Raw genomic sequence first — 25,671 nt, 5'->3', positions numbered from 1 at the left:
GTGGCGCGGCAGTCAAGCAAGGACCATGACCAGCTCAAGGCCGATGCCGGACTGAAGCGCAAGAACCGCTGGACGCTGATCATTCTGGCGCTGGGCGGCCTGATCACGCTGGGTCTGGGACTGCTGATCGCGGGCTATTCCTACATCAATTACAGTTACGAGACGCCGCCCGATCCGAGCGCGACCCAGACAGCCGTCTTCGATGTGCCGCGCGGCTCGGGCCTGTCGGTTATTGCCGAACGGCTCGAAGCCGAAGGCTTCATCAACAATGCCGATCTGTTCAAGCTGGTGACGAAACTGCGCGGCAATGAGGCGAACTTCAAGGCTGGGGAATTTGCGCTTGTTCCCGGCAGCTCCATGGCCACAATTTACGACAATCTGGCCAATGGCCGGGCCATTCTCTATCCGATCACCGCGCCGGAAGGGATCACATCGGCCCAGATCGTCCGCGCGCTGGATGGTGTCGCCACGCTGGTTGATGATGACCCGGCCATACCGGCAGAAGGCACGCTACTGCCGGAAACCTATCTGACGCCGCGCGGCATGAAACAGTCCGACCTGCTGAAAAAGATGGCGGCGGCGCAGACCGCGCTGCTCGACGAGATCTGGGACGCGCGCGCGCCGGGCTTGCCGATCACCTCGCGCGAGGAGGCGATCATTCTGGCATCCGTGGTGGAGAAGGAAACCGGCGTCGGCATGGAACGCGACAAGGTGGCGGGTGTGTTCACGAACCGCCTGCGACGCGGGATGCCGTTACAATCCGACCCGACCATTATTTACGGCATTACCGGAGGCGATCCGATCGGTCGGCGCATCCGCCAGAGTGAAATCGATGCTGTCACGGACTGGAACACCTACCAGATTCCGGGGCTGCCCAAGACACCGATCTGCAATCCGGGCGAAGCGGCGATCCGCGCCGTGCTGAACCCAGCGGAGACGGACGCGCTATTCTTCGTCGCAGACGGGACAGGTGGGCACGCCTTTGCCGCGACGCTGGCGGATCATGAGCGCAATGTCGCCCGGTGGCGGCAGATACAAAGAGACCGGGGGCTGAGATAGTATAATGAGGGCGAAAGACGGCATACCGGCGCAGGACAGGCGCGGCATCATGATCGTCCTGTCGAGCCCGTCCGGGGCGGGTAAGACGACGCTGACGCGGCGTCTTTTGGCCGATAATGCCGATATGGTCATGAGCGTGTCCGCCACCACCCGCTTGCCCCGTCCGGGCGAAGTCGATGGCCAGGACTATTATTTCATCGACAAGCCACGCTTCTCGGCAATGATCGATGCGGATGATTTCCTCGAACATGCGCGCGTGTTCGACAATTATTACGGCACCCCGTCCGGCCCCGTTTTCGATGCGCTCGAACAGGGGCGGGACGTTCTGTTCGATATTGACTGGCAAGGCGCGCAGCAGCTGACACAGGCCGCCAGCGACGATCTGGTCAAGGTTTTCATCCTGCCGCCTTCCCTGCGCGAACTGGAAAAGCGTCTGCGCTCGCGCGCCCAGGACAGCGAAGAAATCATCGCCAAACGGATGAGCAAGTCGGAAGCCGAAATCAGCCACTGGGCGGAATATGACTATGTCATCGTCAATGACGATGTCGAAGATGCTCTGCGAAAGTTGCAGAATGTCGTCGATGCCGAGCGGCTGAAGCGTCGCCGCCAGCCCTGGATCGCTGGTTTCGTCAAGGGATTGATCGACGGCGCCTAGCGATTGATTTTTGCGTCGTCGGGAACCGTTTCAGGGTTGGAGCGCTTCTCCCTCATGCCGACTGATACGCTGACCAACCGCACGCATAGTGTTTTCACCTGGGTGAGCTGGGCCTTGCTGGCCGGCGCCGCGGCCTTTGGCGTGTTTACCGGCAACTGGAACATGGTATTCCTGGCCGGGGTTGTGACCGCGCTGACCCTGATGCCCTTCATCTTTGAAAGCTGGACCGATCTTCGCCTGCCCAAGAGCTTTATCGGTGCCATCACCTTGTTCATTGTCGGGACCATTTTCCTCGGCGAAGTCGGCGATTTCTACGAACGGTTCTGGTGGTGGGACGTGGTGATGCATACGGGCTCCGCCATCGGCTTCGCCATGATCGGGACGGTGATCATGCTGATCTTCGTGCGCGGTGATCGCCTGACAGCCCCACCGCTACTGCTCGCGGTCATGGCGTTCTCATTCGCCGTCTCGATCGGGGCGCTGTGGGAAATCTTCGAATTCGGCATGGATGTTCTGTTCGGCATGAATATGCAGAAATCCGGTCTGGTCGACACAATGTTCGATCTGATCGTGGATAGTATCGGGGCTCTGATCGGTGCTGGTGCGGGTTACTGGTATCTGAAACGCGGCGGCACGCGCTTCCTGCCGCTGACCATCGAAAAGTTCGTGCGCGATAATCCCCATGTCTTCGATGGACAGGACACGGAAGCCGAGGCGCGGCCTGCCAAGTCCTAGACGATAGCTACGTCCCGGACGCGCTATCTGTCGCGACGAGGCGATCAGCCAGTGTCTGAAACGCCGTAATCGGAAGAGTTTCGGGGCGGGCCTGCGGGTCGATCCCGGCCTCGTCCAGCCAGGCCTCGAGTGATAGGTTGGTCTGCTGCGCCAGTGAGCGCAGAGATCGCCGCAACATTTTGCGGCGCTGTCCAAAGGCCGCCTGCGTGACGCGGGCTAGCTGGTCGAGATGTGGGTAAGGCGTTTCCAGCGGATCGATGACGACCACCGCACTGTCTACTTTGGGCGGCGGTGTAAACAGCCGCGCTGGGACCTCCATGGCGATCCGGCAGTCTCCGACGCTCTGACACAGGATCGCGAGACGCCCATAGGCGTTCTCACCGGGTTGAGCGCAGACGCGCTCGGCCACTTCGAGCTGGAACATCAGTACCAGTTGCGTCCAGAAGCGCGGGCTGGCCGTCATCCAGTTGGTCAGCATTTTCGTCCCGACATTATAGGGCAGGTTCGCTACAATCTTGCGCGGGCTCGACAGGCTGTTCGCCATATCGAAGCGAAGCGCGTCGGCGTGATGGACTGTCAGCCTGCCCGATGCCTGCGCAATATCGTCCAGAGGCGGGAAGAAGCGGGTATCCATTTCGATGGCATGAACATGATCCGCCCCTTCCAGGATCAGGGCCCGCGTCAGGCCGCCAGGCCCCGGCCCGACTTCCGCGACCTGTACGCCGTCCAGCGGTCGCGCGAGCCGCGCAATGGAACGGGTCAGGTTAAGATCCAGCAGAAAATGCTGCCCCAATGATTTGTCGGCCCGCAGACCGTGAATGTTTACGGTCTCATGCAGGCTCGGGAGGGCTGACAGTGTCGTCATCCTTGCATCAGCCATGACGGTAGTTCGCAATCTCGCGCGCCTTGCGGATCGCGGCAATCAGACTGTCAGGCCGGGCGATGCCCTGTCCGGCAATGTCGAAGGCAGTGCCGTGATCGGGCGAGGTCCGAACGATCGGCAGGCCGAGGGTGATATTAACACCGCGGTGAAAATCGAGCGTTTTGACCGGGATCAGACCCTGGTCGTGATACATGGCCAGAACCCCGTCGTAAGACCGGCGCGCTTCGGCGTGAAACAGCGTATCGGCGGGCAGAGCGTCCGTCACCTGATGGCCTTCTGCGCGCAGCAGACGGCAGACAGGGTTGATGACGTCGCGGTCTTCAGTCCCGAGCGCGCCATTCTCCCCCGCATGCGGATTCAGACCGCAAACGGCGAGCCGGGGATTTTGAATGCCGAAATCCTGACACAGCGCCCCGAGCATCGTTCGCGCGGCGTCCAATACGGCCTGGTGGGTGATGGCGTCGCAGGTCTGACAGAGCGGAATATGGATTGTAACCAATCCGACGCGGAGGTCGAGGCGCTGTCCTTTGCCGCCTTGGTCATCCGGCGCGCTGAGCATCATGACGGGACCGGGATGATATGGCGTGTCCGTGCCCTCACACAATGCACCGAGATATTCCGTGTGGCCCGGAAAGGCGAACCCGGCCCGGTATAGCACATCCTTGGCGATCGGATTGGTCACGACGGCATCGGCCTGCCGGTCGGATGCCAGCTCCACCGCGGTTCGAATGCTGCGCGTAACCGTGTCAGCGTGGGCCGGGTCGGGTTGCCCGGGGCGGGCCCCGCTACCGTCAATCGGCAGGACCGGAAGCGCCTCGTCGAAGACGGACGCTGCGTCGCCCAGCTGCGCGATCACGCGCAGAGGATAGTCGGCGCGGTCGATCTGCGTCAGCGCGTCGGGCGGTGCAATCAGTGCGAAGGCATGATCCGGCTCGCCGCGCAGACGCTCCCAGGCTTTCCAGCTGATTTCCGGGCCGATGCCCGCCGGGTCGCCCAGTGTCAGGGCGAGCGGTTTCACCCTATCCCCGGACAGAGATAGTGGCCTTGCGGCGTAGATCGCGCAGGTGACGGCGAGATGCCTGTGCCAGCTGCGTATCCATCAGACGGTTTTCGATCGCGTCGCGGGTCGGGATTTCAGATCCTGTCGTCTCGCGCTTGCAGACCATGATTACGGCGGCACCGGTCGGGCCTTCGAATGCATCCGTCATTTCGCCGACCTGAACATCCTGCAGCCGGACCTGAATTTCCTCGCTCAATTCGGAGGCTTTAAGCTCACCCATGGAGGCGGTGGTGACGTCTTCGAGATCGGCAACGGCGTCGTCTAGCGCGTCGCAGCTTGTGAGTGTCGGCTGAATTTCCGTCAATCGGGCCTGGGCGTCCGCGAATGTATCGGCTTCAACCCGCACCTGCGACAGGCGGAACAAGGTATCGACCTCTGACACACGTGTCTCCAGCAAGGCGACAACATAGGCCCCGCCCGGAACGATGATAGGTTCGGAGACTTCGCCGGGATCCAGCTCAGGCAGAACCGCTGCGATCTGCGGACGCAGATCACCCGCTTTCAGCCATCCCATATCGCCGCCCGTAGCCGCCGATGGCGCGCTGGAAAATTGCTGCGCCAGCAAAGGGAAAGGCGCGCCCTGACCCAGCTGGTCGATCATGGCCTGAGCCCCGTCGCGAGCGCCTTGAGGACCGCCAATTTCCGGTGTGGCTTCGATATAGATTTCAGCCAGCCGGTAGGATGGTTCGTTGGCGTCGGCGGTGATGCGGGCCAGGGTTTCCTCGATGACGGTGTCGCTGATCCGGATCCGCGATCCGAACAGACCGTTGACGATCCGCTGCCAGGCAATCTCGGAACGGACCTGATCGCGCAATGTTTCGATCGAAACGCCGACGGCGGACAGGCGCTCGACCACTTCCTGTGGCTCCAGCCCGTTGCGTCCGATCAGCCGGGCGACATTCTGGTTGACCTCCCGGTCGTCAATCGACTGATCATATTTTTCAGCTTCCTGCATCTGGAGATGTTCGTCGATCAGGTTGCGCAGGGCCTGCGCCTGCACGCGTCGCAGATTGTCTTCGGTCCGCTCCACGCCAGTCGTGGCCAGCATGAACAGAACACGCTGGCGCAGGTCATGGCTGGTGATGATGTCGCTATTGACCACGGCAGCGATGCTGTGACTGTTGGGGGACGGGGCCGGCGCGGCTTGTTGCGCCAAGGCTGGCAGCGCGGCTGTAGACAGCGCCAGTGTTACCAGCCCGGATGTCAGCAGGCGTTTGGATGTCGCGAACGTCATGATCATGTCTATCGTCTATTCCATCTGATGTCGGCACAAGGCGACCGGATCCGGTGAGCCTATCGTCTTAGCGGGACTGCCGCAGAGGGGCAATCGCACAAGACGGTTCCTCCTATAGGGATGGGCGGGCCGTGTCGGACCTTAATTAATGGTCATGGCGCAGTGGGACCTATGACAATCCGGTCTTAGCCATCCTCGATCTTAGCCAGATAGCCGACCCCGAGGAACAGGACGATCAACGGGATCGACCAAGCGGCGACATAGACAGGCAGGATGGCGACTTCGCCAAAGGCTCCGACCATCGAATCGGCAAAGAAGACTGTGAACCCCAGGGCTGAGCCGGTAATCAGAAGGCGCAACGTGCCGCCTTCGCGGGTCAGGCTCATGGACACGCCCGCCGCGATAAAGGTCATTGCGATCAGCATGACCGGCAGAGAGAGAAGGCGGTTGAATTTCAGCCGCAGATCGCGGGCGGAAAAGCCGGCTTTCTCGTTCTCGCGGATCGTGGTCGGCATTTCCCAGAACCCGGCTTGGGCACGGCCTCCGGCCTGCTCGCTGAGGATTTGCGTGTCGATGGTTGTTGGCAAAGACACGGCGTCGAGCCGTTCGGGCTGTTCGCCGGGAACGTTTTCGATCACATCGAGAAGCTGCCAGTAACCTTGCACGACGAGCTGGGCGCTGGCGGCGTCATAGCGGCGGGCGAAGCGGGGGTCGCCTTCACTGTCGCGTTCGAGAATGTAGAACGTCGGATTGTCGAGGGTGCGCGCGGCGAGATCAACAGATGGCGCACGGATGACGATCTGCTGATCGTCACGTCCCTCGCGGAGCCAGATATCGCGCTCGAAAAGTTGCTGATCGCCGCCCATCCATTCCGCAGACAGCGCTTCGAATTGATCATTCATGCGCGTGGACAGGGGATTGAAGGCGAGCGCCCACGCAATGCCGAGCAAGGCGGCGAGCCACAGGCAGGGCCTTATGATCGACCAGGCGGACTGTCCGGAAGCGCGCATCACGATCAGTTCCGAACGGCGGTTCATGCCATTGATCGCGCCCATCATGCCGAACAGCACGACGAAAGGAATGGTCTGTTCGATCAGGCTGGGCGTCTTGAGAGCCGTCAGCCACAGAAGCTGCAGGGACGATATGTCCAGTTCCGCCCCGAGGTCGCGATTGGCCTCGACGAAATCGACCAGCATGATGATGCTCGTGACCACGAAAAAGGCGACGAACAGGCTGCGCAGGGCGCGCAGGAAGATATATCGGGTCAGCGTATAGGGCACTATCCGCTCGTCCCGAGTTTCTCGACACTGGCCACATAGGCCGCTCTCCGGCGGCCCGCCCCCAGTTTGACCGGGCGGGGCCGCATGATCAGATAGATACCGCAGAGCAGCATGGTCACGAGCGGAATGGCATATTGCAGGCTGTTGAGGCTGATTGTGTCCTCGGCCGCAGATGCCGCTGCGAAGCCCGACAGACGCAAAACGAAGCCCAGCACCGCACAGATGACGATACGCCGCCCATAGCCCAGCCGCTGATGTTCGCCGCGGATCATGAAGCAGAGAGCCAGCATGACGAGCGCGATATTATAAAGCGGCGCCGCCAGCCGCGAATGACCTTCCGCCGCCATTTCCTGCTTCTGCGTGCCGTAAACGAAGTTTCGCGGGTCGGGGCGCAGCAATTCATGCAGAAACATGTCCGATGGTTTCAGCCGCAGATTGGTGTCAAAGGCGAAGGCATCGGACAGGTCGAGGCGATAATTCTCGAATTCGACCACGTCGAGCGTGTCGTCCGCCAGGCGCTGCTGAACCGTTCCGTCGCTAAGCAGCAGAGCGGCACCGGCAGGTGTCCGCTGCACGATGCCGGTTCTAGCCATATGGGTGATGACGTCCTCCGCATCACGCGCATCATGAATGATGACGTCGCTGAGTTCTCCGCCTGCGCCAAGATCGCGCGCATAGATGGTCAGATCACGCGCCGGAGTGACGAATTCACCCGGCTGTACAAGCTGTGAGGCCAGATCGGTTCTGACTTTCAGAACTTCCTGTCGCATCTCGCGGAACGAGAGCGGCTGGATGGCCAGCGTAATCACCAGATGTGCGATCATGGCCATGACGCCGAGCCTGACCAAGGGCGAGCCGATCTGCCAGGGCGACGCGCCGGCGGCCTTCGCGACGATGATTTCCGAATCACCGTTCATCCGGTTCAGCGCGTAGAGGGCCGCCATGAAAACGGCGAGCGGCAGGATGATTCCGATTAGCTGTGGCAGGGCCAGCCCGGTAATCTTCAGAAAGGTCAGAGCGCTCTGTCGATTTTCGACGATCAGGTCCAGTGTCTGCAAGGATTGCGTCAGCAGCGCCAGGAGCGCCAGGGCCGCCAGCGTCAGCAGGGTCGGCCAGAAGGCTTGCGACCAGAGATATCGCTGAATAAGCGGCATGGGAGCATTGAGACCTTTTCTGACGTCTCGCTGCAATCATTGCCGACGGAACGTCTTATGCTGCTTTTAATTTCAAGCGCACCGCATTACCAGTCAGAACCCGCTTAACTTCCAGATATATTGGACCCGATCCGTCATGAACAAAAACTCAGCCGAATTGACCGAAACTGTGAGCGTCAGCTTCGTGAAGGACGAGGCCGCATCCAGCGGCGCAGCTCTGATCATTGCCGATCATGGCGCTAATGTCGGCTATGACCGACTATATCCCGATGCCGGTCTTGACGCTGTCGCTGCGGCGACAGGCTTCAAAGGCAAGCCGAAGCAGAAATTCTCGACATTCGTCTCCCGTGGCGACGGGGCCGTGCAACTTTTCGTTCGGGCACGGGGCGATGCGGAGACCTTCGATTATGAATTGGCCGTGGCGGAAACGGCCAAAGCCATGAAAGGCTCCGGCGTTACTGAACTGACGATCCATCTTGGCGGGTCCGACGCCACGGCAGATGATGCGGCGCGCGCCGCGCTGGGCGCGCGACTGGCCACCTATATCTTCAACCGCCGCAAATCCAAGGCGACCCTGCCCAAGGTCAAGCCGCTCGATACGGTCAGAATCGCCACGGACGATCCGGAAGCGGCGCAGGCGGCCTATGACAATTATTACGGTCCGATTGGTGACGGCATGGTGTTCGCGCGCGATCTTGTGAACGAACCGCCGAACATGCTCTATCCGGAAACCTATAAGAATCGGCTGACCGAGCTGGAAGCCTTTGGCCTTGAAGTCGAAGTGCTGGACGAAGCCCAGATGGAAGAACTGGGCATGGAAGCGCTGCTCGGTGTCGGCAAGGGCTCGGAGCGGGAAAGCTTCCTCGTCATTCTGAAGCATATGCACGGCGCTGACGATGCGGCACCTGCCCTGCTGGTCGGCAAGGGCCTGACCTTCGATGCCGGGGGTATCAGTCTGAAGCCCGGTCCCAATATGTGGGACATGAAAGGCGATATGGGCGGTTCTGCGGCTGTCGTCGGGACGATGATGACGCTGGCCAAACGCAAGGCCAAGGCGAACGTTATCGGCGTTGTCGGGCTGGTCGAGAACATGCCGGATGGGCGTGCGCAAAATCCGGGCGATATCGTCACTTCCATGTCCGGTCAGACGATCGAAGTGCAGAATACGGACGCGGAAGGCCGTCTCGTTCTTTGCGATGCGCTGCATTACAGTATTGAGCGTTTCAAACCCGCAGCCTGTGTCGATCTGGCGACCCTGACTGGGGCCATCATTATCGGTCTTGGCAATGAATATGCCGGTCTGTTTTCCAATGATGACGGCCTGGCGGAACAGCTCACTCTGGCGGGAGAGGCCAGCACGGACAAGCTCTGGCGTCTGCCGTTACACACTTCCTATGATAAGCTGCTCAACTCGCCCAATGCCGACATGAAGAATATCGGTGGGCGTGCGGCAGGGTCGATCACGGCGGCGCAATTCCTGAAACGCTTTGTCCCCAAAGATACGGCGTGGGCGCATTTGGACGTGGCCGGGACGGCGATGAAACCGTCAGGTCGGACCGATCCGCGCGAAACGACCTTCGGAACCGGTTTCGGCGTGCGCCTGCTCAATCGCTGGATTGCCGACAATCATGAAGGCGCGGAGGGCTAGGTGAACAGCCCTTTGGCGGCTCGCTCCGGAGCGCCGCAGCGCACTGCATTGCGGACCGCGCAGCGCGCGGCTCAGGCGTGACGCAGCCGGAATACTGGTTCTACCATCTGGAAGCGAGCACGCTGAAAGGCGTGCTGCCGGACCTGCTGACCAAAACATTGTCGAAGGGCTGGCGCGCTCTGGTGCGCTTTCCGGACGGCACGGATCTGGCCGAGTGGGATGATTATCTCTGGACCTTTCAGGATCAGAGCTTTCTGCCTCATGGGCGGGAAGATCGGGGCCGCGCGGATCAGCAGCCCATCCTACTGTCCAATGCAACCGAGGCGGCGTCCGGGTTTGATGCCGTTTTCCTGATCGACGGTGCGGCGCTGGCATCGGTCGAAGGCGCGAGCCGGGTTATGGTCATGATCGATGGCCGGTCCGAAGACGCCGTTCAGCGTGAACGCGCGCGCTGGAAAGCGCTTAAGAATCAAGACGCCAAGATGAGCTATTGGCAGCAGACTAGCCAGGGCGGCTGGGAAAAAAAGGCTTGATCTGATCGTCGCTCATTCCCGCGAAGGCGGGGATCCAGCCAGAGCATTGACGATCGGTGTCGCCCTGACCCGCTTATTTTCGTCGCCTGTTGGTCCGACGCTTCTTGCGACGCTCTTCCAGTTTTGCCTTCAACTCCGGCATGCGGGCGGGAAGTTCGGCCATGATGACGTCGCGCTCCTCTTTCGAGCGCAGACCCCAATAGGCGATCTCGTCTGTGGTGCGGCCACAGCCAAAGCAGAATCCGCTCTCCCGATCCATCGAACAAATCAGGACGCAAGGGCTCTCAACGGGTTCCAGTGCCGCGATCTCTTCGGGTGTCATATTCGTCGCCATGCAGTTCCATAGCGGCCCTTTCACAGCATATAAAGTTTTTTTTATATCGACTTTCAGGCTGCTCTGACCTAGAGGCTCGGCCATGTCCGATGAACCCGAATTGATCCTGGCTGATCTGTCCGACGATGAGCTCGTCGAGCAGATGAAGGACGACCTCTATGACGGTATGGGTCCCGAGATTGCCGAGGGGACGCAAATCCTGCTTGATCGGGGGTGGGATGCCAACCGGATCCTGTCTGAATCGCTGGTCGAAGCCATGCGCATCGTCGGGCTCGATTTTGCCGACGGCATTCTCTTCGTGCCGGAAGTGCTCAGCGCCGCCAATGCGATGAAAGGCGGCATGAACCTGCTGCGCCCCATATTGGCGGCGTCGGATACCAAGGTCTCCACAGGCCGTGTCGTGATCGGTACAGTCAAAGGCGACATACACGATATCGGCAAGAATCTGGTCGGCATGATGCTGGAAGGGGCCGGGTTCGACGTGTTCGATCTTGGCATCAACACGTCGCTGGACGAATTCCTCGAAGCGATAGACAAACATGACCCGCATATTCTCGGCATGAGCGCGCTGCTGACCACGACCATGCCCTATATGGGCGTGGTGATCGAGGATCTTGAAAAGCGCAACATGCTCAAGGACTTGCCCGTCATGGTCGGCGGTGCACCCGTCAATCAGGAGTTTGCGGACGCGATCAAGGCGCAGGCTTACGGGCCGGATGCGGCGACGACGGCGGAGCTGGCCAAAACCATTGTCGGTCTCAACAGATGAAGACGCTGATTCTGGCCTGCGGCGCGCTGGCACGCGAAATCCCTGCGCTCAGCGATCAGTTGCCAGCCTATGATCTGCGCTGCGTGCCGGCGATCCTGCATAATCGCCCGGACCGGATCGTGCCGGCGATCGAGGCCTTACTCGACGCGACAGCCGGTCAATATGCGCGAACTGTCATTGCATTTGGCGATTGCGGGACGGGCGGGGGGCTGGACCGGCTCTGTTCCGAGCGCGGCTTGGAGCGTCTGCCGGGCGCGCATTGCTACGCCTTTTTCGCAGGGCGACCCGAATTCGATGCCATGATGGAAGAAGAGCTCGGGACGTTTTTCCTGACCGATTTTTTGGCGCGGCAATTCGAAGCGATGGTGATCCGTCCGCTCGGCCTCGACCGCAAGCCCGAACTGCGCGATCTTTATTTCAATCACTATACCCGGCTGGTCTATCTGTCCCAGAGCGCGGATCCCGATCTGTTGCAGAAGGCAAAGCTGGCTGCGGATCGGCTCGGTCTGGCATTTGAACATCGCCCGACCGGATTGTCACCCTTTGCGCGAGATCTGGCACGTCTCACCGCTCCAATCGCTGCATAAAGAGGTTCTTCATGGCCCGCACTATTCTGGCATCACCGACGCAGGAAGTCGTGATCGGATTCGATCAGCCTTTCGTCATGATCGGCGAGCGCATCAATCCGACCAATCGCCCCAAATTCGCCGCCGAGCTGAAGGACGGTAATTACTGGCGCGTCGTCAAGGAGGCACAAAAGCAGATTGAGGCGGGTGCCCAGCTGCTGGACGTCAATGTCGGTGTTCCGCTGACCGACGAAGCCAAGATCATGTCCGAAGTGATTACGCTGTTGCAGGGACAGGTGGAAACACCGCTCGTGATCGACAGTTCGGTCAAGCCCGCTCTGGAATCCGGTCTAGCCGCCTATCAGGGTCGTCCGCTGGTCAACTCCGTGACGGGTGAGGAAGATAGCCTGGAATTCGTTCTACCGCTGATCAAGAAATATGATTGTGCCGTCGTTGCGATTTCCAACGACGATACAGGCATCAGCGAAGATCCCGACGAGCGTTTCGAGGTCGCCAAACGTATCGTGCATCGCGCGGCTGATTACGGCATCAAAGCGGATGATGTGGTTGTGGATCCGCTCGTCATGCCAGTCGGTGCGGTGAACTCAGCTGGGAAGGATGTCTTTCGACTGGTCCGGCGCCTGCGCGACGAACTGGGGGTCAACACGACCTGCGGCGCGTCCAACGTCGCTTTCGGCCTGCCAAATCGACATGCCGTCCATAATGCCTTCCTGCCGATGTTGCAGGCCGCGGGCATGACCAGTGCGATCCTGAACGTTTATGATGACGGTCTGGTCCCGGCGATCAAGGCAGGCGACATGCTGGCGGGGAATGACCCGGACTGCACCAACTGGATTGCGATAAACCGACCGAAACCGGTGCCCGGCGAGGGCGGTCGCAGAGGCGGTAGCAGGCGTGGTGGGCGACGTCGGGGATAATCAATTTTCCTCCCCCTGAAGGGGGAAGAAACTATGGAACGAAGATGACCGAAACAACCCATACACTCATCTTCACCCCTGCCGGCGTGCAGACCACCGCCACCCCCGGGGAGTCCGTCTATGACGCCGCCTTGCGCGCGGGCGTGGATATTCAGTCGATCTGTGGCGGCCATGGTATCTGCAAGCGGTGCCAGTGCTCGCTGGAAACGGGTCAGCACGCCAAATTCGGGCTGACTGTCACGGATGATGCGCTCTACAAACTCCGTCCGGCGGAGAAGAAAGCCATTCATGACGGGGATATGGCGACTGGTTACCGGCTGGCCTGTCGAGCCAAGGTCACAGGCGATGCCGTTATTGACATCCCGCCCCATGCGCGACACCGCGAAAGCGCAATCCGCAAGGCCGCCTTCGACCTGCCCGGACCTGTTGACCCGCCGATTGCATTGAAGATGGTCAAGCTGCCCGAGCCGACCCTCCATGACCATCTGTCGGATACGGAGAGCCTGATCGATGCGTTGGGCGGGGCGGTCACCGTCGATCCGCGCGTCATTATGACGATCCAGCCTTTGCTGGCGGCGCATGACCGCACACTGATTGCCGTCATTCGGGATGATGTCCGCGTCGTCGACATCTGGCCACCGGACCGGGACGGGCTTTACGGTGCAGCGATCGACATCGGTTCGACCTCGGTCGCGCTCTACCTTTACGACCTGCGTTCCGGCGTGCTGGTGCATCAGGCCTCCGCCATGAACCCGCAGATCCGCTTTGGCGAAGACGTGATGAGCCGCGTCAGCTACGTTATGATGAATGTGGACGGGCGCGAGAAGCTGGCAGCGGCGGTGCAGGGTCAACTCCGTGAGATGATCGCGGAGGCGCGCAATTCCATCGGCGCAGATGTCGACCAGATCCTGGAACTGGTTTGTGTCGGCAATCCGATCATGCACCATACGCTGATCGGCGTAGACCCGACACCGCTGGGGCAATCGCCCTTTACGCTGGCGGTCAAGGACTGGCTCGACCTGCCCGGCGATATGCTCGATCTCGGCCTGACAGAACAGGCGCGCGTCTCGCTCCTGCCGCTGATCGGCGGACATGTCGGCGCAGACACGGCGGCGGCTTATCTGACCCAGATGGACCGGATGGATGGGCGCACCGTGCTGCTCGTCGATATCGGAACGAATGCAGAAATCGTGCTGAGCCATAATGGGAAGGTCGCGGCAGCCAGTTCGCCGACGGGACCCGCATTGGAAGGCGCGGAGATCAGCTGCGGCGTCAGGGCCTGTGATTCTGCAATCGAACGGGTAAGGATCAATCCAGAGACCTTTGATTGCGAAGTGAAGGTCATCGGTCGGGACGAAGGCTTTTCTGATGACACCATCACTGATGTGAACTCTCCCGGCCTCTGCGGGTCGGCGATCTTCGAAGTCATCGTCGAACTGGCGCGTGCCGGGCTGATCGATCGGTCCGGATTGTTCAGACCGGAAATCGCGCCTGATCGCTTTTCCGAAGAGGGTGGCGTCACGACCTACCGTTTGATTGGCGACATCACACTCAAGCAGACTGATATTCGTGCCGTTCAGCTCGCCAAGGCAGCACTCATGGCAGGGGCGCGCCTCGTCGCGGAAGAACTAGACTGCGAACATTTCGATGAAGTATTGCTGGCCGGGGCCTTCGGCACCCATCTCGATCCGACTTACGTCGCGGAGATCGGGATCATCCCGCACAATGGCGCAGACACGATCAAGGCGGTCGGCAATGCGGCCGGGATGGGGGCGGCCATGTGCCTGATAGACAAAACTCAGCGCCAGCGCGTCCGGGACGCTGTCAAAACCGTCGTAAAAATCGAAACGGCGCTGGAACCGCGCTTTCAGACCTACTTCGTTGAGGCTATGGCCTTCCCGAGCGCGCCCGAAGCGACGGGACGCACCAAAGGTCGCCGATCCGGTGGCCGCAGACGACGTTAGGGTCGCTTCCATGTCACGCTTTCAATTCCTGCGTATCGTCCGTCAGGCGCATTACTGGTCAGGCTGGGCGTTGGGTCTCTTGGCTCTCAGCTGGTTCGCGACCGGTTTTTTCATGACGCTCAAACCGATCGAGGAAATTCGCGGCAACCATCTGGCCGGAGAGCCGGCCTTTGATCTGATTGCCGCCGATTACTCCCTGCCGCTGGTTAACGATGCCCGGTCCGTGACCTTGATCGACGCGCTCGGAACCCCGGCATTCATTATCAACCGTCCCGGCGGTCGGTCCGTGATCGATGCACGCACGGGCGTAGCGCTGCCCGCATTCGAAGAAGCTGCCATTCGCAACAAGGTCGGGGATGTACTGAAGGTCAAGAGCGAAATCGCGCATATGCGCAAGCTTGATCGGGCGCCGATGGATTATTCAGGACCCTTGCCCGTCTGGCAAGTCACGCTGACTCAGCCCGCCAATGCGCGGCTCTACATCGATGCAACGACGGGACAACTGATCCGCGTGCGGACGTCCCGCTGGCGCTGGTTCGATATCGCCTGGCGTATTCATATTCTCGAACCATCCGGCGAGAATTTTAATACATGGTGGATTTGTCTGGCGAGCGGGCTGGCAACTCTCTTCGCCCTGAGCGGCCTGATCCTGCTGTGGCGACCGAGGCGCCGATCAGTACGCAGTTAGATCGACTGCCCCGTGCCTTCCCAGTCTTTCAGAAAGGCGGCGAGCCCCTTGTCCGTCAGAGGATGGTTGGCGAGGTTCTTGATAACGGCAGGCGGGGCCGTGATGACGTCGGCACCGACTAGCGCGCAGTCCTTGACGTGATTGACGGACCTGATCGATGCCGCGAGCACTTCGGTTTCATACCCATAATTGTCGTAAATCTCGCGAATGTCCTGGATCAGCTCCATTCCGTCCAGCGTGATGTCGTCCAGCCGACCGATGAAGGGCGAGATATAGGTCGCGCCCACTTTGGCGGCTAGCAACGCCTGATTGGGCGAAAAACAAAGCGTGACATTGGTCGGCGTGCCTTCGGATGACAACGTCTTGCATGCCTTCAGCCCGTCCAGCGTCAGAGGCAGCTTGACGCAGACATTATCCGCAATGGTGCGCAGTGTCCGGCCTTCGCGGATCATGTCGTCGGCCTGGGTGGCGACGACCTCTGCCGAGACATGGCCCTGCGTAAGGCCACAGATTTCCTTGACCACCTCTTTGAAGTCGCGACCCGATTTGGCGATGATGGACGGGTTCGTGGTCACACCGTCGACCAGTCCGATGTCCGCGAGTTCGGAAATGGCGTCTATATCAGCGCTATCGACGAAGAATTTCATGGTGGGTGCGTCCTGTGTGGATAATTGCAAGCGAGTCTGTCTCACTTGCGTTATCACGCCCTATGGGTTCGCGCACCGCTCAAATCCTGTTTCCCGTCAATGTCCCCGGCGCATTCGATTACGCCGTGCCGGACCCTATGCGTTTGTCGCGAGGCGAATTTGTCTTCGCGCCGATCGGCAAGCAGATGAAGCTTGGTGTCGTCATGTCGCTCGGCGAGGCCGAGCCCGGACGCGCACTCAAGGAAATTGCGGAGATCAAGGCGACCCGGGCTTTGCCACTCGCCATGCTCGATTTCATCGACTGGGTCGCCCGTTACAATGTGGCCTCGCCGGGCCAAGTGTTGCGGATGGTCCTGCGAAGCTGGAAGGCACTTGATCCGTCACCTGTCGCGACCCTTTACGAGCCCACCGGGGACCGCCCGCTCAATCTGACCCCTGCGCGCCGCGCCGCGCTGAGTGAGGGCGGACCTTTTCCCGCTCGCGCGTCGGAGATTGCGGCCCGAGCCGGTATTTCGCCGGGCGTGGTCAAGGGCCTGGTCAAAACGGGGCTGATGCGCAGTGAGCTGCGGCCCGTCGATGCCCCCTATCCTGTTCCCAATCCAGACAGAGCTGGCCGCGATCTGACCGAGGCGCAATCTGTCGCCGCGCGGGAGCTGGTGACGCAAGTGCAAAAGGACCGGTTTTCCGTCTCTCTGCTGGACGGCGTCACGGGATCCGGAAAAACCGAAGTCTATTTCGAGGCGGTCGCCGAAGCATTGCGGCAAGGGCGGCAGGTCTTGATCCTCGTCCCGGAGATTGCCCTGACACAGGCAGGTCTGGCTCGCTTTGCGCAGCGCTTCGGGGCCGAACCCGTCGCTTGGCATAGCAGCATCACGGACACGGAACGCCGTCGCGGCTGGCGCGAAGTGGCGTCTGGCCGGGCGCAGCTGGTTGTCGGCGCACGCTCGGCTCTGTTTCTGCCTTTCGCAAAGCTGGGTCTGATCGTGGTGGATGAAGAACATGATACGTCCTTCAAGCAGGAAGAGGGCGTAATCTATAATGCGCGCGATATGTCCGTCCTGCGGGGCCGGCTGGAAGATCGTCCGGTCATTCTCGCTTCGGCCACCCCGTCGCTGGAAAGTCTGCATAATGCGCAGAGCGGACGCTACGCCCATATCGTCCTGCCGGAACGACCCGGAGCGATCACCTTGCCGGATATCGACCTGATCGACATGAAGGTCCACAAGCCGGAAACGGGCGCGTTTCTCTCTGCCCCCATGGTTCAGGCGGTCGCGGACAGCATCAGCCGGGGTGAACAGTCGCTGCTCTATATGAACCGGCGCGGTTACGCGCCGCTGATCCTTTGCCGGGCGTGCGGGGAGCGGCTGAAAAGCCCGGACACGGATAGCTGGCTGGTCGAACACCGCGCCACGGGCCGCGCCGTCTGTCACTTGACGGGGTTTTCCATGCGAATGCCGCGTGAGTGCCCGAAATGTGGCGCGGAGGACGGGCTGACCTCGATCGGCCCCGGGGTCGAACGCATCGCCGATGAAATCCAGACGCACTTTCCGCAGACACGTGTGGAAATACTGTCATCGGATACGACCGCGACGCCTGACGAGATCAAGGCGCGCCTCGGCCGGATGGAGCAGGGCGAGATCGATATTCTGGTCGGAACGCAAATGGTGGTCAAAGGTCACAATTTCCCCAAGTTGACCTTTGTCGGTGTCGTCGACGGCGATCTGTTGATGGGCGGGGCGGATCCGCGGGCGGGCGAACGCACCTACCAGACGCTGGTACAAGTCGCCGGGCGTGCTGGCCGTGCCGACAAGGCGGGCGAAGCGCTGATCCAGACCCACCACCCGGAACATGAAGCGCTGCAAGCCCTGGTCGCCGGGGACCGCGACCTGTTCGTCGGCGTCGAAATGGCGATGCGGGAGATGCTGGGCCTGCCGCCCTATGGCCGGATCGCCGCCGTGATCCTCTGGGGCCCCGACCTGAAAAAGGTCAAGGACCTGGCGAAAGACTTCGTGACAAAGGCCCCGCGCGCCGATGGTGTGGAGATATTGGGGCCTTCTGAGGCCCCGATTGCGCGCTTGCGCGGTCTGTATCGGCAACGCCTGTTCATCCGCGCGGATCCGGATGTGAACCTGTCAAAATATATGACGACCTGGCGTGCCAAACAAAAACGCATCCCGACCAAATACAAGATCCAGATCGACATCGACCCGCAGAGTTTCATGTAGGGGCGAGGAGATATGAAGAGTGTTATAAAATCTAAGGGTGTTAGTTTACAAAAGTTCAACAATAAGCTAGGGTTACAAATGCGATTAGGGAGAAACGACGGGGCGTTTTAATCATGAAGATTGTTTCCTGTCTTCTATTTCCGAAAACATTATCTGATGCGGACGTCGTTCCGATCAGCGAAACACATTTGAGAAGTATATCGAAGATCGCTGTAATTGATGATGAACCCTTTGAACATATCGTTTCTCTAACAAATGGATACGGTTTTTCAATCCGTCAATTTGACGATATTGACAGCCCAATACTGATGGGGGACAGAGATCTTATTGTTTGTGACATAAAAGATGTAGGTAAAGTCATGAATTCTCGTGATGAAGGGTATGCTTTGATTGAGGAGATCAAAAAACATTACCCCACTAAACCAATTATTATTTATTCTTCAAAAGCGTTTAATGTTAAAAAGCAGAAGTATTCCAAGTATATCGACGAAGCGGTATTTAAAGGAGATTTTGATACTCAGGAGTGGGCCAATTTATTCGACCGCATGTTAAACGAATCTATGGCGTTTGTTCCGGGTTGGAAAAGGTTGCGATTGCAAATGCTGGACGACGGTGTCCCAGTTATTGAGGTTGCGAAAGTCGAGTCAAAATTGGTTCAATTTTACAACAAAAAAGGTAGATCTAGCTCTCCTAGCTTTAATGATCTTAGGGTCCTATCTGAAAAAGATGCTCTGATAAGCGCGTTAACAGAGTTTGTGAAAGTGACGACTAAGTTAATTAAAATTACTTCTGGGCAATCATGAGCGATGAATTTGAATATCATGGCCTTATGCTTGATTTTGTACATGAAACCTTTCGACATTACCGCAAGTTTGATCAGTCCATAAATAATCTCAAAGATTATTTTGAGCACCCAGAGTTTAGAACAGAGGGCGCTCAAAAGAAAATTGTGGGGCTCCAGAAAATATGTGATGCTATGCGTACAGATGTTGCGTATCTTATGCTGAACGCTAAAATTTCAAACGAAGAACTTGATCCGCTGCTTAAAGCAAGGTCTCGGAATATTTATAATGTTTATAGGCGGGCTAGAGAGCTCTTTAATACTGAAAGAAAAAGGAAGGGGATTAAATATGATGATCGCGGAGAGGCTTATGGTGAGGTGTATTTAAATAGTTTATTTCCAATAGTTCCTAAAATCATCTACCAAAACGCTATAAAGTATTCTCTTCCCCGCCAAGAAATCTCTACGTATTATTCTGAGGATGCCCAGAAAATTGAAGTAAGGGTTGAAAATTATGGCCCTGTTCTGGAGGAGGACCCTAAGCGAGTTTTCGAAAAAGGTTTTCGCGGAAGCAATGCTTCGAAAGATAAATCTGAAGGTGGTGGCCGGGGGTTATATCTCGCCAAAATACTGTGTGAGAAAAACGATGTAGATATTCGAGCTGAATCGGATACTCGTAACTTCCAAGTTACTGATATACCTTACGGTGTATTTGCTATAACAACCACATATTATAAATAGAACTAACTTGCCTTGAACGGATCGCGCATCAGGATGACGTCTTCGCGTTCGGGTGATGTGCTGACCATGCTGACGGGACAGCCGATCAGTTCTTCGACGCGGCGGACATATTTGACGGCTTCGGCGGGCAGGTCGGCCCAACTGCGGGCCCCGCGCGTACTGCCTTGCCAGCCTTCGAGCGTCTCGTAGATCGGCTTGACCTTGGCTTGCGGGCTTGCGCCTGCAGGCAGGCGGCGCAGAATTTTACCGTCAAGCTTGTAGCCCGTGCAGATTTTCAGCTCCGGCAGGCCGTCCAGAACATCCAGTTTGGTCAAGGCGATGCCGGTTATGCCGCCCGTAATGATGGCCTGGCGGACCATGACCGCGTCGAACCAGCCGCACCGTCTCTGACGACCCGTGACCGTCCCGAATTCATGCCCGCGTTCGCCGAGCCTTTGCCCGATGGCGTCGTCCAGTTCCGTCGGGAACGGGCCTTCGCCGACGCGCGTCGTATAGGCCTTGGTGATGCCCAGCACATAGTTGAGCGCGCGCGGTCCCAAGCCTGTGCCCGCCGCCGCCTGTCCGGCAATGGTGTTGGAACTGGTCACGAACGGATAGGTCCCGTGATCAATATCGAGCATGGCGCCCTGCGCGCCTTCGAACAGGATCTTCTTTTCCGCACGCCGCGCATCGTCGAGCACCTGCCAGACCGGCGCCATGAAGGGCAGGATGTCAGGCGCGATTTCAAGCAGCTGTTTGGTCAGCGCGTCGGCATCGACCGATGGATGGCCCAGACCGCTGCGCAGGGCGTTGTGGTGGTGCAGCAGGTTTTCGACCCGCTGTTTCAGATGGACGGGATCATCCAGATCGCAGACACGGATGGCGCGCCGGGCAACCTTATCCTCATAGGCCGGGCCGATGCCGCGTTTCGTCGTGCCGATCTTGATGCCGTCGACGCGATTTTCACGGATGCCGTCCAGTTCGGAATGGATCGGCAGGATCAGCGCAGCCGATTCGGAAATCTTCAGATTGTCAGCTGTGATCTTCACACCCTGATCGCGGATGCGGGCCATTTCCTTCAGAAAGGCCCACGGGTCGAGCACAACCCCGTTACCAATGACGGAGAGCTTACCCCCGCGAACAATCCCGCTCGGCAGCAAGGAGAGCTTATAAGTCGTCCCGTCGACGACGAGCGTATGCCCGGCATTGTGGCCGCCCTGGAAGCGCGCCACAACATCGGCCCGGCTGGACAGCCAATCGACAATCTTGCCTTTTCCCTCGTCTCCCCATTGGGAGCCGACGACGACAACGTTAGCCATGTCAAAATCCTTCGCGCGTGCGGCAATGCCAGAAGCCCGGCGCGGCTTAGCGGAACGCTGCCCTCAAGGCGAGGGGATAAGCGCTAGTCGAAGCGATAGGCGAGACGGAAACCGTAAGCGTCGAGCCCTTCATTCGGCCCGCTGGACAGGATCTTGCCGTGCGACAGATGCTCGACGAATGCTTCGCCTGCCCAAGTGTCATTAAACCGCACGCCAAGGGCAAAGGCATTGCGAAACAGGACGCGGCTGCCAAACTCGATCTCATTGTCGAGCCGGAACGCATACTCGGCATTTTCGACCTGTGCACGTCGCAGCTGATCAGGTGTCAGCGCTGACGGGTTGGTCAGCAGGGTCTGAAGTGGAAAATTGGGATCGGTAAAAAGGGGGGGCAGGTCAGTTTCCAGAACCCCGTCATGAATGACAAGACCCGTCGACCAGTCGCCGTAAAACCGTTCACCGAATGTCTGACGGAACAGGAAGCCTGCGCCGCCATAGCTGGTGCGCCCGCCTAGATTGAGCGTACCGCCCACCCAGGGCTGTGGCGAGAGAAAACGCTTCAGAAATTCCGGCTCCTCGAACAGGATTTCTGCGTGGATCGCTGCGCTATTTTCCTTGCCCTTGTCAGAACCGAGTCCGAAAATCTGAACGTCATGTTCGGTGACCCCGGCGCGCAGTTCGGCGATCTGCGCAGAGGCGGGCACGCTCAGGCCCAAGACGATCGCCGCTGATAGGAGCAAATGTTTCATGATGTAGGGGTCTCCAGCTTTTATTGCGATTTGACCTGAAACCGGGGTCGGGTCAACTGACGCAGCGTCTTTACAGAATGAAACTTGATCGGAAGCGCCGCGCCGCCTACGCGCGGCCCATGCGAGACTATAGCGATGTTGAACTTCAGATTGGCGGTGTGCTGGACGGCGAACCAAATCGGATCGCGCGGCTGGCGACGGTAGCCTGCCTGCTCAGCGAAGCGTTCGAAGATTATTACTGGACGGGGTTTTACATGGTTGATGAGGACAAGCCGGATGAGCTTGTCGTCGGACCCTATCAAGGCACATTGGGATGTTTGCGGATCCCCTTCGGTCGCGGTGTCTGCGGCACGGCTGCGGCGGAGCGCAAGACCCAGATCGTGGCCGATGTTCACGCCTTTCCGGGCCATATTGCCTGCGATGCGGCGACCGAATCCGAAATCGTCGTGCCCGTCTTCGATGGCGATCGGCTAATCGCCGTTCTGGATGTGGACAGTACGCGAAAAAGCAGCTTCGATCAGCATGACGCCGAGGCGCTGGAACGCATTGCCGCGATGATTGCGGCTTAGCCTGCTCCGCAGGTTGGGCAGTCCGGATCGCGCGGCAGATCGACCGTGCGGCTCTGCGCCGTAAGGCCGTCATAGATCCACAATCGCCCGGCCAACGTCTGGCCCGCACCTGTGATCCACTTGATCGCTTCTATCGCCATCATCGACCCGGCGATCCCGGTCAGGGCGCCGACCACGCCGACTTCGTCGCATGTCTCCTCCTGTGGCGGAAGCTCAGGAACAAGGCAGCGATAGCAAGGTCCGGGACGTGCAAACAGTCCGACTTGCGCGTCGAAGCGACCTACGGCGCCTGAGATCAAAGCGGTTTCGAGCGTGTGAGCGGCGGCGTTGATGGTGAACCGGGTCGCGAAACGATCCGTCCCATCCAGAATCAGATCGTGTTCGGCAAGGCATGCCTGCGCATTGTCCGCGTCAAGGTGTGTCGAGACGGGGTCGACGCGAACGTCGGGATTTAACGCCTTGAGACGTTCGGCAAACCGGGCGACCTTACTGTGTCCCACCATGTCGGTGTCGAACTGGATTTGTCGCTGCAAATTGGACAGGCTGACCGCATCATCGTCGATCATTGTGATCTGTCCAACCCCTGCGGCGGCCAGATAAAGCCCGGCTGGACCACCAAGGCCCCCTGCACCAACGATGGCGATGCGCGCAGTGCGCAGCGCGTTCTGCCCGCTGCCGCCGATCTCACGCAGAACGAGATGTCGGGCGTATCGTTCGACCTGTTCGGGCGTCATCGTCTCATGTTGGGGGCGATCTACGCGCCCGTACTGGCATCGAAGAGCGGCGTGGAGAGGTAACGTTCGGCAAAGCTGGGGATGATCGTCACGATCCGTTTGCCGCGCATGTCAGGTCTCGCGCCGACCAGCAAGCTGGCGGCAATCGCGGCACCGGAGCTGATGCCGACAGGGACGCCGTCTTCTGCGGCGACGTGCCGGGCCGTGCCGAAAGCCGTGTCGGAATTGATCGTGACAGTCTCGTCGACCAGATTCGTATCCAGATTGTCCGGAATGAAGCCGGCCCCAATACCCTGAATTTTATGCGGACCTTTGTCGCCGCCGGAAATGACCGGGCTCTCAACAGGTTCGACAGCGATGATCCGGCAGTCAGGATTCTGTTCCTTCAGATATTTGCCTGCCCCGGACAGGGTTCCGCCAGTGCCGACCCCGGCGATGATCGCATCGACCTGACCGGCGCAGTCCTGCCAGATTTCTGGACCCGTGGTTGCATAATGGATTGCCGGGTTGGCCGGATTGTCGAACTGACCCGCGCGGACAGCTCCGGGCGTTTCTGCAATGATCTGTTCGGCCTTTTCCATGGCTCCGGGAATGCCGCCCGCCGCGGGCGTGAGAACGAGCTCCGCGCCCAGGATCGCCATCATTTTCCGGCGTTCGATACTCATGCTTTCGGGCATGACGAGGATGGCCTTATAGCCCATGGCCGCAGCGGCGAAGGCTACCCCGATGCCGGTATTGCCGGAAGTCGGCTCGACGATCGTGCCGCCCGGTTTCAATGTGCCGTTGCTTACCAATTCGCGCAGCATGGCAATCCCGATCCGGTCCTTGACCGACGCGCAAGGGTTGAAGAATTCCAGCTTGTAGCAAAGATCAGCCGGAACACCGTCCGTGATACGCGGCAGGCGTACCAACGGGGTTCCGCCCATCGTGTCGAGTATGCTGTCGTAAATCTGGCCGTGGGCGCGCATGAGATCTCTCATCAAAGGGTGGCTAGGGTCGCTTATCCGAAGACGGTCTCGCCTTCCATGCGGATGGTGAGGTGCAAACCGTTTGGTGTAAAGTCCCGCTCCACAGTGACATGGGGCAACATGTCAAACAGGCGTGTGCCAAATCCTGTTTCGCCGACGGCTCCGATCTCATGCGGGCATGTTTCGCGCCATTCAATGGTCAGCCGGTCGCCCTTGCGCCGCCAGCTCACACTCAGATGGCCCCCTGGCTTACCCAGACAGCCATATTTGACGGCATTGGTCGCCAGTTCGTGACACACCATGGACAAATCCTTCGTCGAATCGATCGACAGACGGACACGCGGACCGGTCAGGGCAAAGGCGTCGGCTTCAGCTTCCGAAAAAGGCGACAGTTCGTCTTCGAAGATCGCGGCCACATCCAGCCCGCTCCAGTTTCCGCGAGCCAGCAGATCATTGGTCCGGCTCATCGCGTTAATTCGGGCGGTAAAGCTTTTGACGAAGCTCTGCACATTTGTCGCGTTTCGACCGGTGATGCGGGCCACTGAACTGACCACGGCCATGACGTTTTTCACGCGGTGGGATAGCTCATGCCCGATGGCGAGGTTGCGCTGTTCGAGCTGATATTGCTGCGTAATGTCCCGGGCGCGCTGAATCAGTCCGATAATGTTGCCTTCGTCATCTCGCAACGGATCCTGCGTCGCCTGCCAGACGGATTCGATGACTTCGCCATCCTCCTGTTCGATGTGGAAGGGTTGGGCCTCCAGCACGGTCGTTTCGCCGTCCAGCGCCGCCAGCATCTTACGTTTTACGGAGACAACCCTGTCTTCGCTTTCGGGAAAGGCGTCGAATACATGCTGGCCGTCCAATTCGCCGGGCAATTTGTGAACAGCGTCAAGATAGGCCTTGTTCGCATAGATGAACCGCAAATCGCGGTCGAGCATCATGACGGGCAGGGACCAGTCATCGAACAGGCGCGTATCGCGAGGTGAGAGGCTCATCCTGTTCCTGTTGAGCCGTAACCGCCGGATCCGCGTACCGTGTCGTCCAAGATCTCGACCGACTGAAATTTCCCCTGGGTGACGGGGGCGATGACCATTTGCGCAAAGCGGTCTCCGCGCGACACGGTGAAATCGCGGTCGCCATGATTGATCAGCAGCACGCCGACTTCTCCGCGATAATCGGCATCGATGGTGCCGGGAGAATTCAAAACGGTGATGCCATGTTTCAAGGCCAGGCCCGAACGGGGTCGTACCTGCGCTTCGTAACCCGCCGGCAAGGCCATGCAAAAGCCTGTCGGGATCAGTTTGCGTTCACCGGGGGCCAGAATGATGTTATCCGTAATGGCGGCGCGAAGGTCCGCGCCAGCAGCCTGTTCGGTTTCGAAATGCGGCAGGTCGATCCCATCCATATGGGGCAGGCGTTTGATTTCGATCGCGACTGTTTTCATGCGCGACCCGCTACG

The 25,671-nt window shown here is 59.3% G+C and carries 27 protein-coding genes; 14 read left to right on the top strand and 13 right to left on the bottom strand.

What is annotated here, in order from left to right; genetic code table 11:
* From mltG to AB6B39_RS12070, 3 genes are read left to right on the top strand one after another with little or no spacing between them, the layout of a single operon-like run.
* Nucleotides 1-1,059: an endolytic transglycosylase MltG gene (gene mltG / locus AB6B39_RS12080; RefSeq protein WP_284370005.1), complete on the top strand. Its 1,059-nt coding sequence runs from the start codon at nucleotides 1-3 to the stop codon at nucleotides 1,057-1,059.
* A gap of 4 nt (nucleotides 1,060-1,063) precedes the next feature.
* On the top strand, nucleotides 1,064-1,714 hold the full coding sequence (gene gmk / locus AB6B39_RS12075; RefSeq protein ID WP_284370007.1) for a guanylate kinase: 651 nt from the start codon (nucleotides 1,064-1,066) through the stop codon (nucleotides 1,712-1,714).
* A gap of 54 nt (nucleotides 1,715-1,768) precedes the next feature.
* On the top strand, nucleotides 1,769-2,449 hold the full coding sequence (locus AB6B39_RS12070; RefSeq protein ID WP_284370009.1) for a hypothetical protein: 681 nt from the start codon (nucleotides 1,769-1,771) through the stop codon (nucleotides 2,447-2,449).
* 7 nt (nucleotides 2,450-2,456) lie between these two features.
* Here the strand turns inward: AB6B39_RS12070 and rsmA are convergent, their stop codons facing one another.
* From rsmA to AB6B39_RS12045, 5 genes are all read right to left on the bottom strand, one after another.
* Nucleotides 2,457-3,314: a 16S rRNA (adenine(1518)-N(6)/adenine(1519)-N(6))-dimethyltransferase RsmA gene (gene rsmA / locus AB6B39_RS12065; protein WP_284370011.1), complete on the bottom strand. Its 858-nt coding sequence runs from the start codon at nucleotides 3,312-3,314 to the stop codon at nucleotides 2,457-2,459.
* A 7-nt stretch (nucleotides 3,315-3,321) separates the two neighbouring features.
* On the bottom strand, nucleotides 3,322-4,350 hold the full coding sequence (gene pdxA / locus AB6B39_RS12060) for a 4-hydroxythreonine-4-phosphate dehydrogenase PdxA (RefSeq protein WP_284370013.1): 1,029 nt from the start codon (nucleotides 4,348-4,350) through the stop codon (nucleotides 3,322-3,324).
* A 1-nt stretch (nucleotide 4,351) separates the two neighbouring features.
* The gene (locus AB6B39_RS12055; RefSeq protein ID WP_284370015.1) at nucleotides 4,352-5,632 is read right to left on the bottom strand and encodes a peptidylprolyl isomerase; all 1,281 of its coding nucleotides are present in this window, start codon (nucleotides 5,630-5,632) and stop codon (nucleotides 4,352-4,354) included.
* Nucleotides 5,633-5,811: 179 nt separating this feature from the next.
* Nucleotides 5,812-6,906 (bottom strand): LptF/LptG family permease, encoded by a 1,095-nt coding sequence (locus AB6B39_RS12050; RefSeq protein ID WP_284370017.1) that lies wholly within the window; start codon nucleotides 6,904-6,906, stop codon nucleotides 5,812-5,814.
* Entirely contained in the window at nucleotides 6,906-8,060 is a 1,155-nt protein-coding gene (locus AB6B39_RS12045) for an LptF/LptG family permease (protein ID WP_284370019.1), read from the bottom strand. Before AB6B39_RS12045 ends, AB6B39_RS12050 begins: the two co-directional genes overlap by 1 nt.
* 136 nt (nucleotides 8,061-8,196) lie before the next feature.
* Between AB6B39_RS12045 and AB6B39_RS12040 the strand changes: the two genes are divergently transcribed.
* Both AB6B39_RS12040 and AB6B39_RS12035 read left to right on the top strand, forming a co-directional pair.
* Nucleotides 8,197-9,708, top strand: coding sequence for a leucyl aminopeptidase (locus AB6B39_RS12040; protein WP_284370021.1), 1,512 nt, complete (start codon nucleotides 8,197-8,199; stop codon nucleotides 9,706-9,708).
* Nucleotides 9,709-9,785: 77 nt separating this feature from the next.
* Complete coding sequence (locus AB6B39_RS12035) at nucleotides 9,786-10,241, top strand: DNA polymerase III subunit chi (protein ID WP_284370023.1); 456 nt, start codon at nucleotides 9,786-9,788, stop codon at nucleotides 10,239-10,241.
* 73 nt (nucleotides 10,242-10,314) lie between these two features.
* On the opposite strand, the gene AB6B39_RS12030 is transcribed toward AB6B39_RS12035, so the two are convergent.
* Nucleotides 10,315-10,575, bottom strand: a complete 261-nt coding sequence (locus AB6B39_RS12030) for a DUF1289 domain-containing protein (RefSeq protein WP_284370025.1) — start codon at nucleotides 10,573-10,575, stop codon at nucleotides 10,315-10,317.
* Nucleotides 10,576-10,657: 82 nt separating this feature from the next.
* Here AB6B39_RS12030 and AB6B39_RS12025 point away from each other — a divergent pair, with 82 nt between their 5' ends.
* Genes AB6B39_RS12025 through AB6B39_RS12005 form a run of 5 tightly spaced genes read left to right on the top strand, consistent with a single transcriptional unit; the run spans nucleotide 10,658 to nucleotide 15,500 of the window.
* On the top strand, nucleotides 10,658-11,344 hold the full coding sequence (locus AB6B39_RS12025) for a corrinoid protein (protein ID WP_284370027.1): 687 nt from the start codon (nucleotides 10,658-10,660) through the stop codon (nucleotides 11,342-11,344).
* Nucleotides 11,341-11,931 (top strand): DUF1638 domain-containing protein, encoded by a 591-nt coding sequence (locus AB6B39_RS12020; protein WP_284370030.1) that lies wholly within the window; start codon nucleotides 11,341-11,343, stop codon nucleotides 11,929-11,931. The genes AB6B39_RS12025 and AB6B39_RS12020 overlap by 4 nt, the downstream gene beginning before the upstream one ends.
* A gap of 11 nt (nucleotides 11,932-11,942) precedes the next feature.
* Nucleotides 11,943-12,848, top strand: coding sequence for a dihydropteroate synthase (locus tag AB6B39_RS12015; protein WP_284370032.1), 906 nt, complete (start codon nucleotides 11,943-11,945; stop codon nucleotides 12,846-12,848).
* A 44-nt stretch (nucleotides 12,849-12,892) separates the two neighbouring features.
* Nucleotides 12,893-14,812, top strand: a complete 1,920-nt coding sequence (locus AB6B39_RS12010) for an ASKHA domain-containing protein (RefSeq protein WP_284370034.1) — start codon at nucleotides 12,893-12,895, stop codon at nucleotides 14,810-14,812.
* Between the two features lie 10 nt (nucleotides 14,813-14,822).
* The gene (locus tag AB6B39_RS12005) at nucleotides 14,823-15,500 is read left to right on the top strand and encodes a PepSY domain-containing protein (RefSeq protein WP_371398599.1); all 678 of its coding nucleotides are present in this window, start codon (nucleotides 14,823-14,825) and stop codon (nucleotides 15,498-15,500) included.
* On the opposite strand, the gene fsa is transcribed toward AB6B39_RS12005, so the two are convergent.
* Nucleotides 15,497-16,147: a fructose-6-phosphate aldolase gene (gene fsa / locus AB6B39_RS12000; protein WP_284370038.1), complete on the bottom strand. Its 651-nt coding sequence runs from the start codon at nucleotides 16,145-16,147 to the stop codon at nucleotides 15,497-15,499. The genes AB6B39_RS12005 and fsa overlap by 4 nt on opposite strands.
* Before the next feature lie 62 nt (nucleotides 16,148-16,209).
* Here fsa and AB6B39_RS11995 point away from each other — a divergent pair, with 62 nt between their 5' ends.
* From AB6B39_RS11995 to AB6B39_RS11985, 3 genes are all read left to right on the top strand, one after another.
* Complete coding sequence (locus AB6B39_RS11995) at nucleotides 16,210-18,372, top strand: primosomal protein N' (RefSeq protein WP_284370040.1); 2,163 nt, start codon at nucleotides 16,210-16,212, stop codon at nucleotides 18,370-18,372.
* 113 nt (nucleotides 18,373-18,485) lie between these two features.
* The gene (locus AB6B39_RS11990; RefSeq protein ID WP_284370042.1) at nucleotides 18,486-19,175 is read left to right on the top strand and encodes a hypothetical protein; all 690 of its coding nucleotides are present in this window, start codon (nucleotides 18,486-18,488) and stop codon (nucleotides 19,173-19,175) included.
* Nucleotides 19,172-19,894: a sensor histidine kinase gene (locus AB6B39_RS11985; RefSeq protein WP_371398598.1), complete on the top strand. Its 723-nt coding sequence runs from the start codon at nucleotides 19,172-19,174 to the stop codon at nucleotides 19,892-19,894. The genes AB6B39_RS11990 and AB6B39_RS11985 overlap by 4 nt, the downstream gene beginning before the upstream one ends.
* 2 nt (nucleotides 19,895-19,896) lie before the next feature.
* Here AB6B39_RS11985 and AB6B39_RS11980 read toward each other — a convergent pair whose 3' ends face one another.
* Together AB6B39_RS11980 and AB6B39_RS11975 are read right to left on the bottom strand one after the other, a co-directional pair.
* Nucleotides 19,897-21,192, bottom strand: coding sequence for an adenylosuccinate synthase (locus AB6B39_RS11980; protein WP_284370046.1), 1,296 nt, complete (start codon nucleotides 21,190-21,192; stop codon nucleotides 19,897-19,899).
* An 83-nt stretch (nucleotides 21,193-21,275) separates the two neighbouring features.
* Nucleotides 21,276-21,938 carry an acyloxyacyl hydrolase gene (locus tag AB6B39_RS11975; RefSeq protein WP_284370048.1) on the bottom strand — a complete coding sequence of 221 codons (663 nt, stop codon included), beginning with the start codon at nucleotides 21,936-21,938 and terminating at the stop codon, nucleotides 21,276-21,278.
* A gap of 77 nt (nucleotides 21,939-22,015) precedes the next feature.
* Here AB6B39_RS11975 and AB6B39_RS11970 point away from each other — a divergent pair, with 77 nt between their 5' ends.
* Complete coding sequence (locus AB6B39_RS11970) at nucleotides 22,016-22,507, top strand: GAF domain-containing protein (protein ID WP_284370050.1); 492 nt, start codon at nucleotides 22,016-22,018, stop codon at nucleotides 22,505-22,507.
* Here AB6B39_RS11970 and AB6B39_RS11965 read toward each other — a convergent pair.
* The 4 genes from AB6B39_RS11965 to dut are packed head-to-tail and all read right to left on the bottom strand — an operon-like array spanning nucleotide 22,504 to nucleotide 25,656.
* A complete protein-coding gene (locus AB6B39_RS11965) occupies nucleotides 22,504-23,241 on the bottom strand; it encodes a HesA/MoeB/ThiF family protein (protein WP_284370052.1) in 738 nt (245 codons plus the stop codon). The genes AB6B39_RS11970 and AB6B39_RS11965 overlap by 4 nt on opposite strands.
* Before the next feature lie 20 nt (nucleotides 23,242-23,261).
* Nucleotides 23,262-24,221, bottom strand: a complete 960-nt coding sequence (gene cysK, locus AB6B39_RS11960) for a cysteine synthase A (protein ID WP_371398597.1) — start codon at nucleotides 24,219-24,221, stop codon at nucleotides 23,262-23,264.
* 20 nt (nucleotides 24,222-24,241) lie between these two features.
* Nucleotides 24,242-25,207 (bottom strand): sensor histidine kinase, encoded by a 966-nt coding sequence (locus AB6B39_RS11955; protein WP_284370056.1) that lies wholly within the window; start codon nucleotides 25,205-25,207, stop codon nucleotides 24,242-24,244.
* Complete coding sequence (gene dut / locus AB6B39_RS11950; protein ID WP_284370059.1) at nucleotides 25,204-25,656, bottom strand: dUTP diphosphatase; 453 nt, start codon at nucleotides 25,654-25,656, stop codon at nucleotides 25,204-25,206. The genes AB6B39_RS11955 and dut overlap by 4 nt, the downstream gene beginning before the upstream one ends.
* Nucleotides 25,657-25,671 lie beyond the last annotated feature (15 nt).

The organism is Algimonas porphyrae (genome assembly GCF_041429795.1).
Classification (GTDB): domain Bacteria; phylum Pseudomonadota; class Alphaproteobacteria; order Caulobacterales; family Maricaulaceae; genus Litorimonas; species Litorimonas porphyrae.
Note: the sequence above shows the minus strand (reverse complement) of the source record. Positions and strands in the feature narration are given on the sequence as shown.

What these genes read in the sequence shown, in the direction of transcription:
- gmk (WP_284370007.1), top strand. Translation starts at nt 1,064, where the DNA reads ATGAGGGCGAAAGACGGCATACCGGCGCAGGACAGGCGCGGCATCATG.
- AB6B39_RS12070 (WP_284370009.1), top strand. Translation starts at nt 1,769, where the DNA reads ATGCCGACTGATACGCTGACCAACCGCACGCATAGTGTTTTCACCTGG.
- rsmA (WP_284370011.1), bottom strand. Translation starts at nt 3,314, where the DNA reads ATGACGACACTGTCAGCCCTCCCGAGCCTGCATGAGACCGTAAACATT.
- AB6B39_RS12055 (WP_284370015.1), bottom strand. Translation starts at nt 5,632, where the DNA reads ATGATCATGACGTTCGCGACATCCAAACGCCTGCTGACATCCGGGCTG.
- AB6B39_RS12045 (WP_284370019.1), bottom strand. Translation starts at nt 8,060, where the DNA reads ATGCCGCTTATTCAGCGATATCTCTGGTCGCAAGCCTTCTGGCCGACC.
- AB6B39_RS12040 (WP_284370021.1), top strand. Translation starts at nt 8,197, where the DNA reads ATGAACAAAAACTCAGCCGAATTGACCGAAACTGTGAGCGTCAGCTTC.
- AB6B39_RS12030 (WP_284370025.1), bottom strand. Translation starts at nt 10,575, where the DNA reads ATGGCGACGAATATGACACCCGAAGAGATCGCGGCACTGGAACCCGTT.
- AB6B39_RS12025 (WP_284370027.1), top strand. Translation starts at nt 10,658, where the DNA reads ATGTCCGATGAACCCGAATTGATCCTGGCTGATCTGTCCGACGATGAG.
- AB6B39_RS12020 (WP_284370030.1), top strand. Translation starts at nt 11,341, where the DNA reads ATGAAGACGCTGATTCTGGCCTGCGGCGCGCTGGCACGCGAAATCCCT.
- AB6B39_RS12015 (WP_284370032.1), top strand. Translation starts at nt 11,943, where the DNA reads ATGGCCCGCACTATTCTGGCATCACCGACGCAGGAAGTCGTGATCGGA.
- AB6B39_RS12010 (WP_284370034.1), top strand. Translation starts at nt 12,893, where the DNA reads ATGACCGAAACAACCCATACACTCATCTTCACCCCTGCCGGCGTGCAG.
- AB6B39_RS12005 (WP_371398599.1), top strand. Translation starts at nt 14,823, where the DNA reads ATGTCACGCTTTCAATTCCTGCGTATCGTCCGTCAGGCGCATTACTGG.
- fsa (WP_284370038.1), bottom strand. Translation starts at nt 16,147, where the DNA reads ATGAAATTCTTCGTCGATAGCGCTGATATAGACGCCATTTCCGAACTC.
- AB6B39_RS11995 (WP_284370040.1), top strand. Translation starts at nt 16,210, where the DNA reads ATGGGTTCGCGCACCGCTCAAATCCTGTTTCCCGTCAATGTCCCCGGC.
- AB6B39_RS11990 (WP_284370042.1), top strand. Translation starts at nt 18,486, where the DNA reads ATGAAGATTGTTTCCTGTCTTCTATTTCCGAAAACATTATCTGATGCG.
- AB6B39_RS11985 (WP_371398598.1), top strand. Translation starts at nt 19,172, where the DNA reads ATGAGCGATGAATTTGAATATCATGGCCTTATGCTTGATTTTGTACAT.
- AB6B39_RS11980 (WP_284370046.1), bottom strand. Translation starts at nt 21,192, where the DNA reads ATGGCTAACGTTGTCGTCGTCGGCTCCCAATGGGGAGACGAGGGAAAA.
- AB6B39_RS11975 (WP_284370048.1), bottom strand. Translation starts at nt 21,938, where the DNA reads ATGAAACATTTGCTCCTATCAGCGGCGATCGTCTTGGGCCTGAGCGTG.
- AB6B39_RS11970 (WP_284370050.1), top strand. Translation starts at nt 22,016, where the DNA reads ATGAAACTTGATCGGAAGCGCCGCGCCGCCTACGCGCGGCCCATGCGA.
- AB6B39_RS11965 (WP_284370052.1), bottom strand. Translation starts at nt 23,241, where the DNA reads ATGACGCCCGAACAGGTCGAACGATACGCCCGACATCTCGTTCTGCGT.
- cysK (WP_371398597.1), bottom strand. Translation starts at nt 24,221, where the DNA reads ATGAGAGATCTCATGCGCGCCCACGGCCAGATTTACGACAGCATACTC.
- AB6B39_RS11955 (WP_284370056.1), bottom strand. Translation starts at nt 25,207, where the DNA reads ATGAGCCTCTCACCTCGCGATACGCGCCTGTTCGATGACTGGTCCCTG.
- dut (WP_284370059.1), bottom strand. Translation starts at nt 25,656, where the DNA reads ATGAAAACAGTCGCGATCGAAATCAAACGCCTGCCCCATATGGATGGG.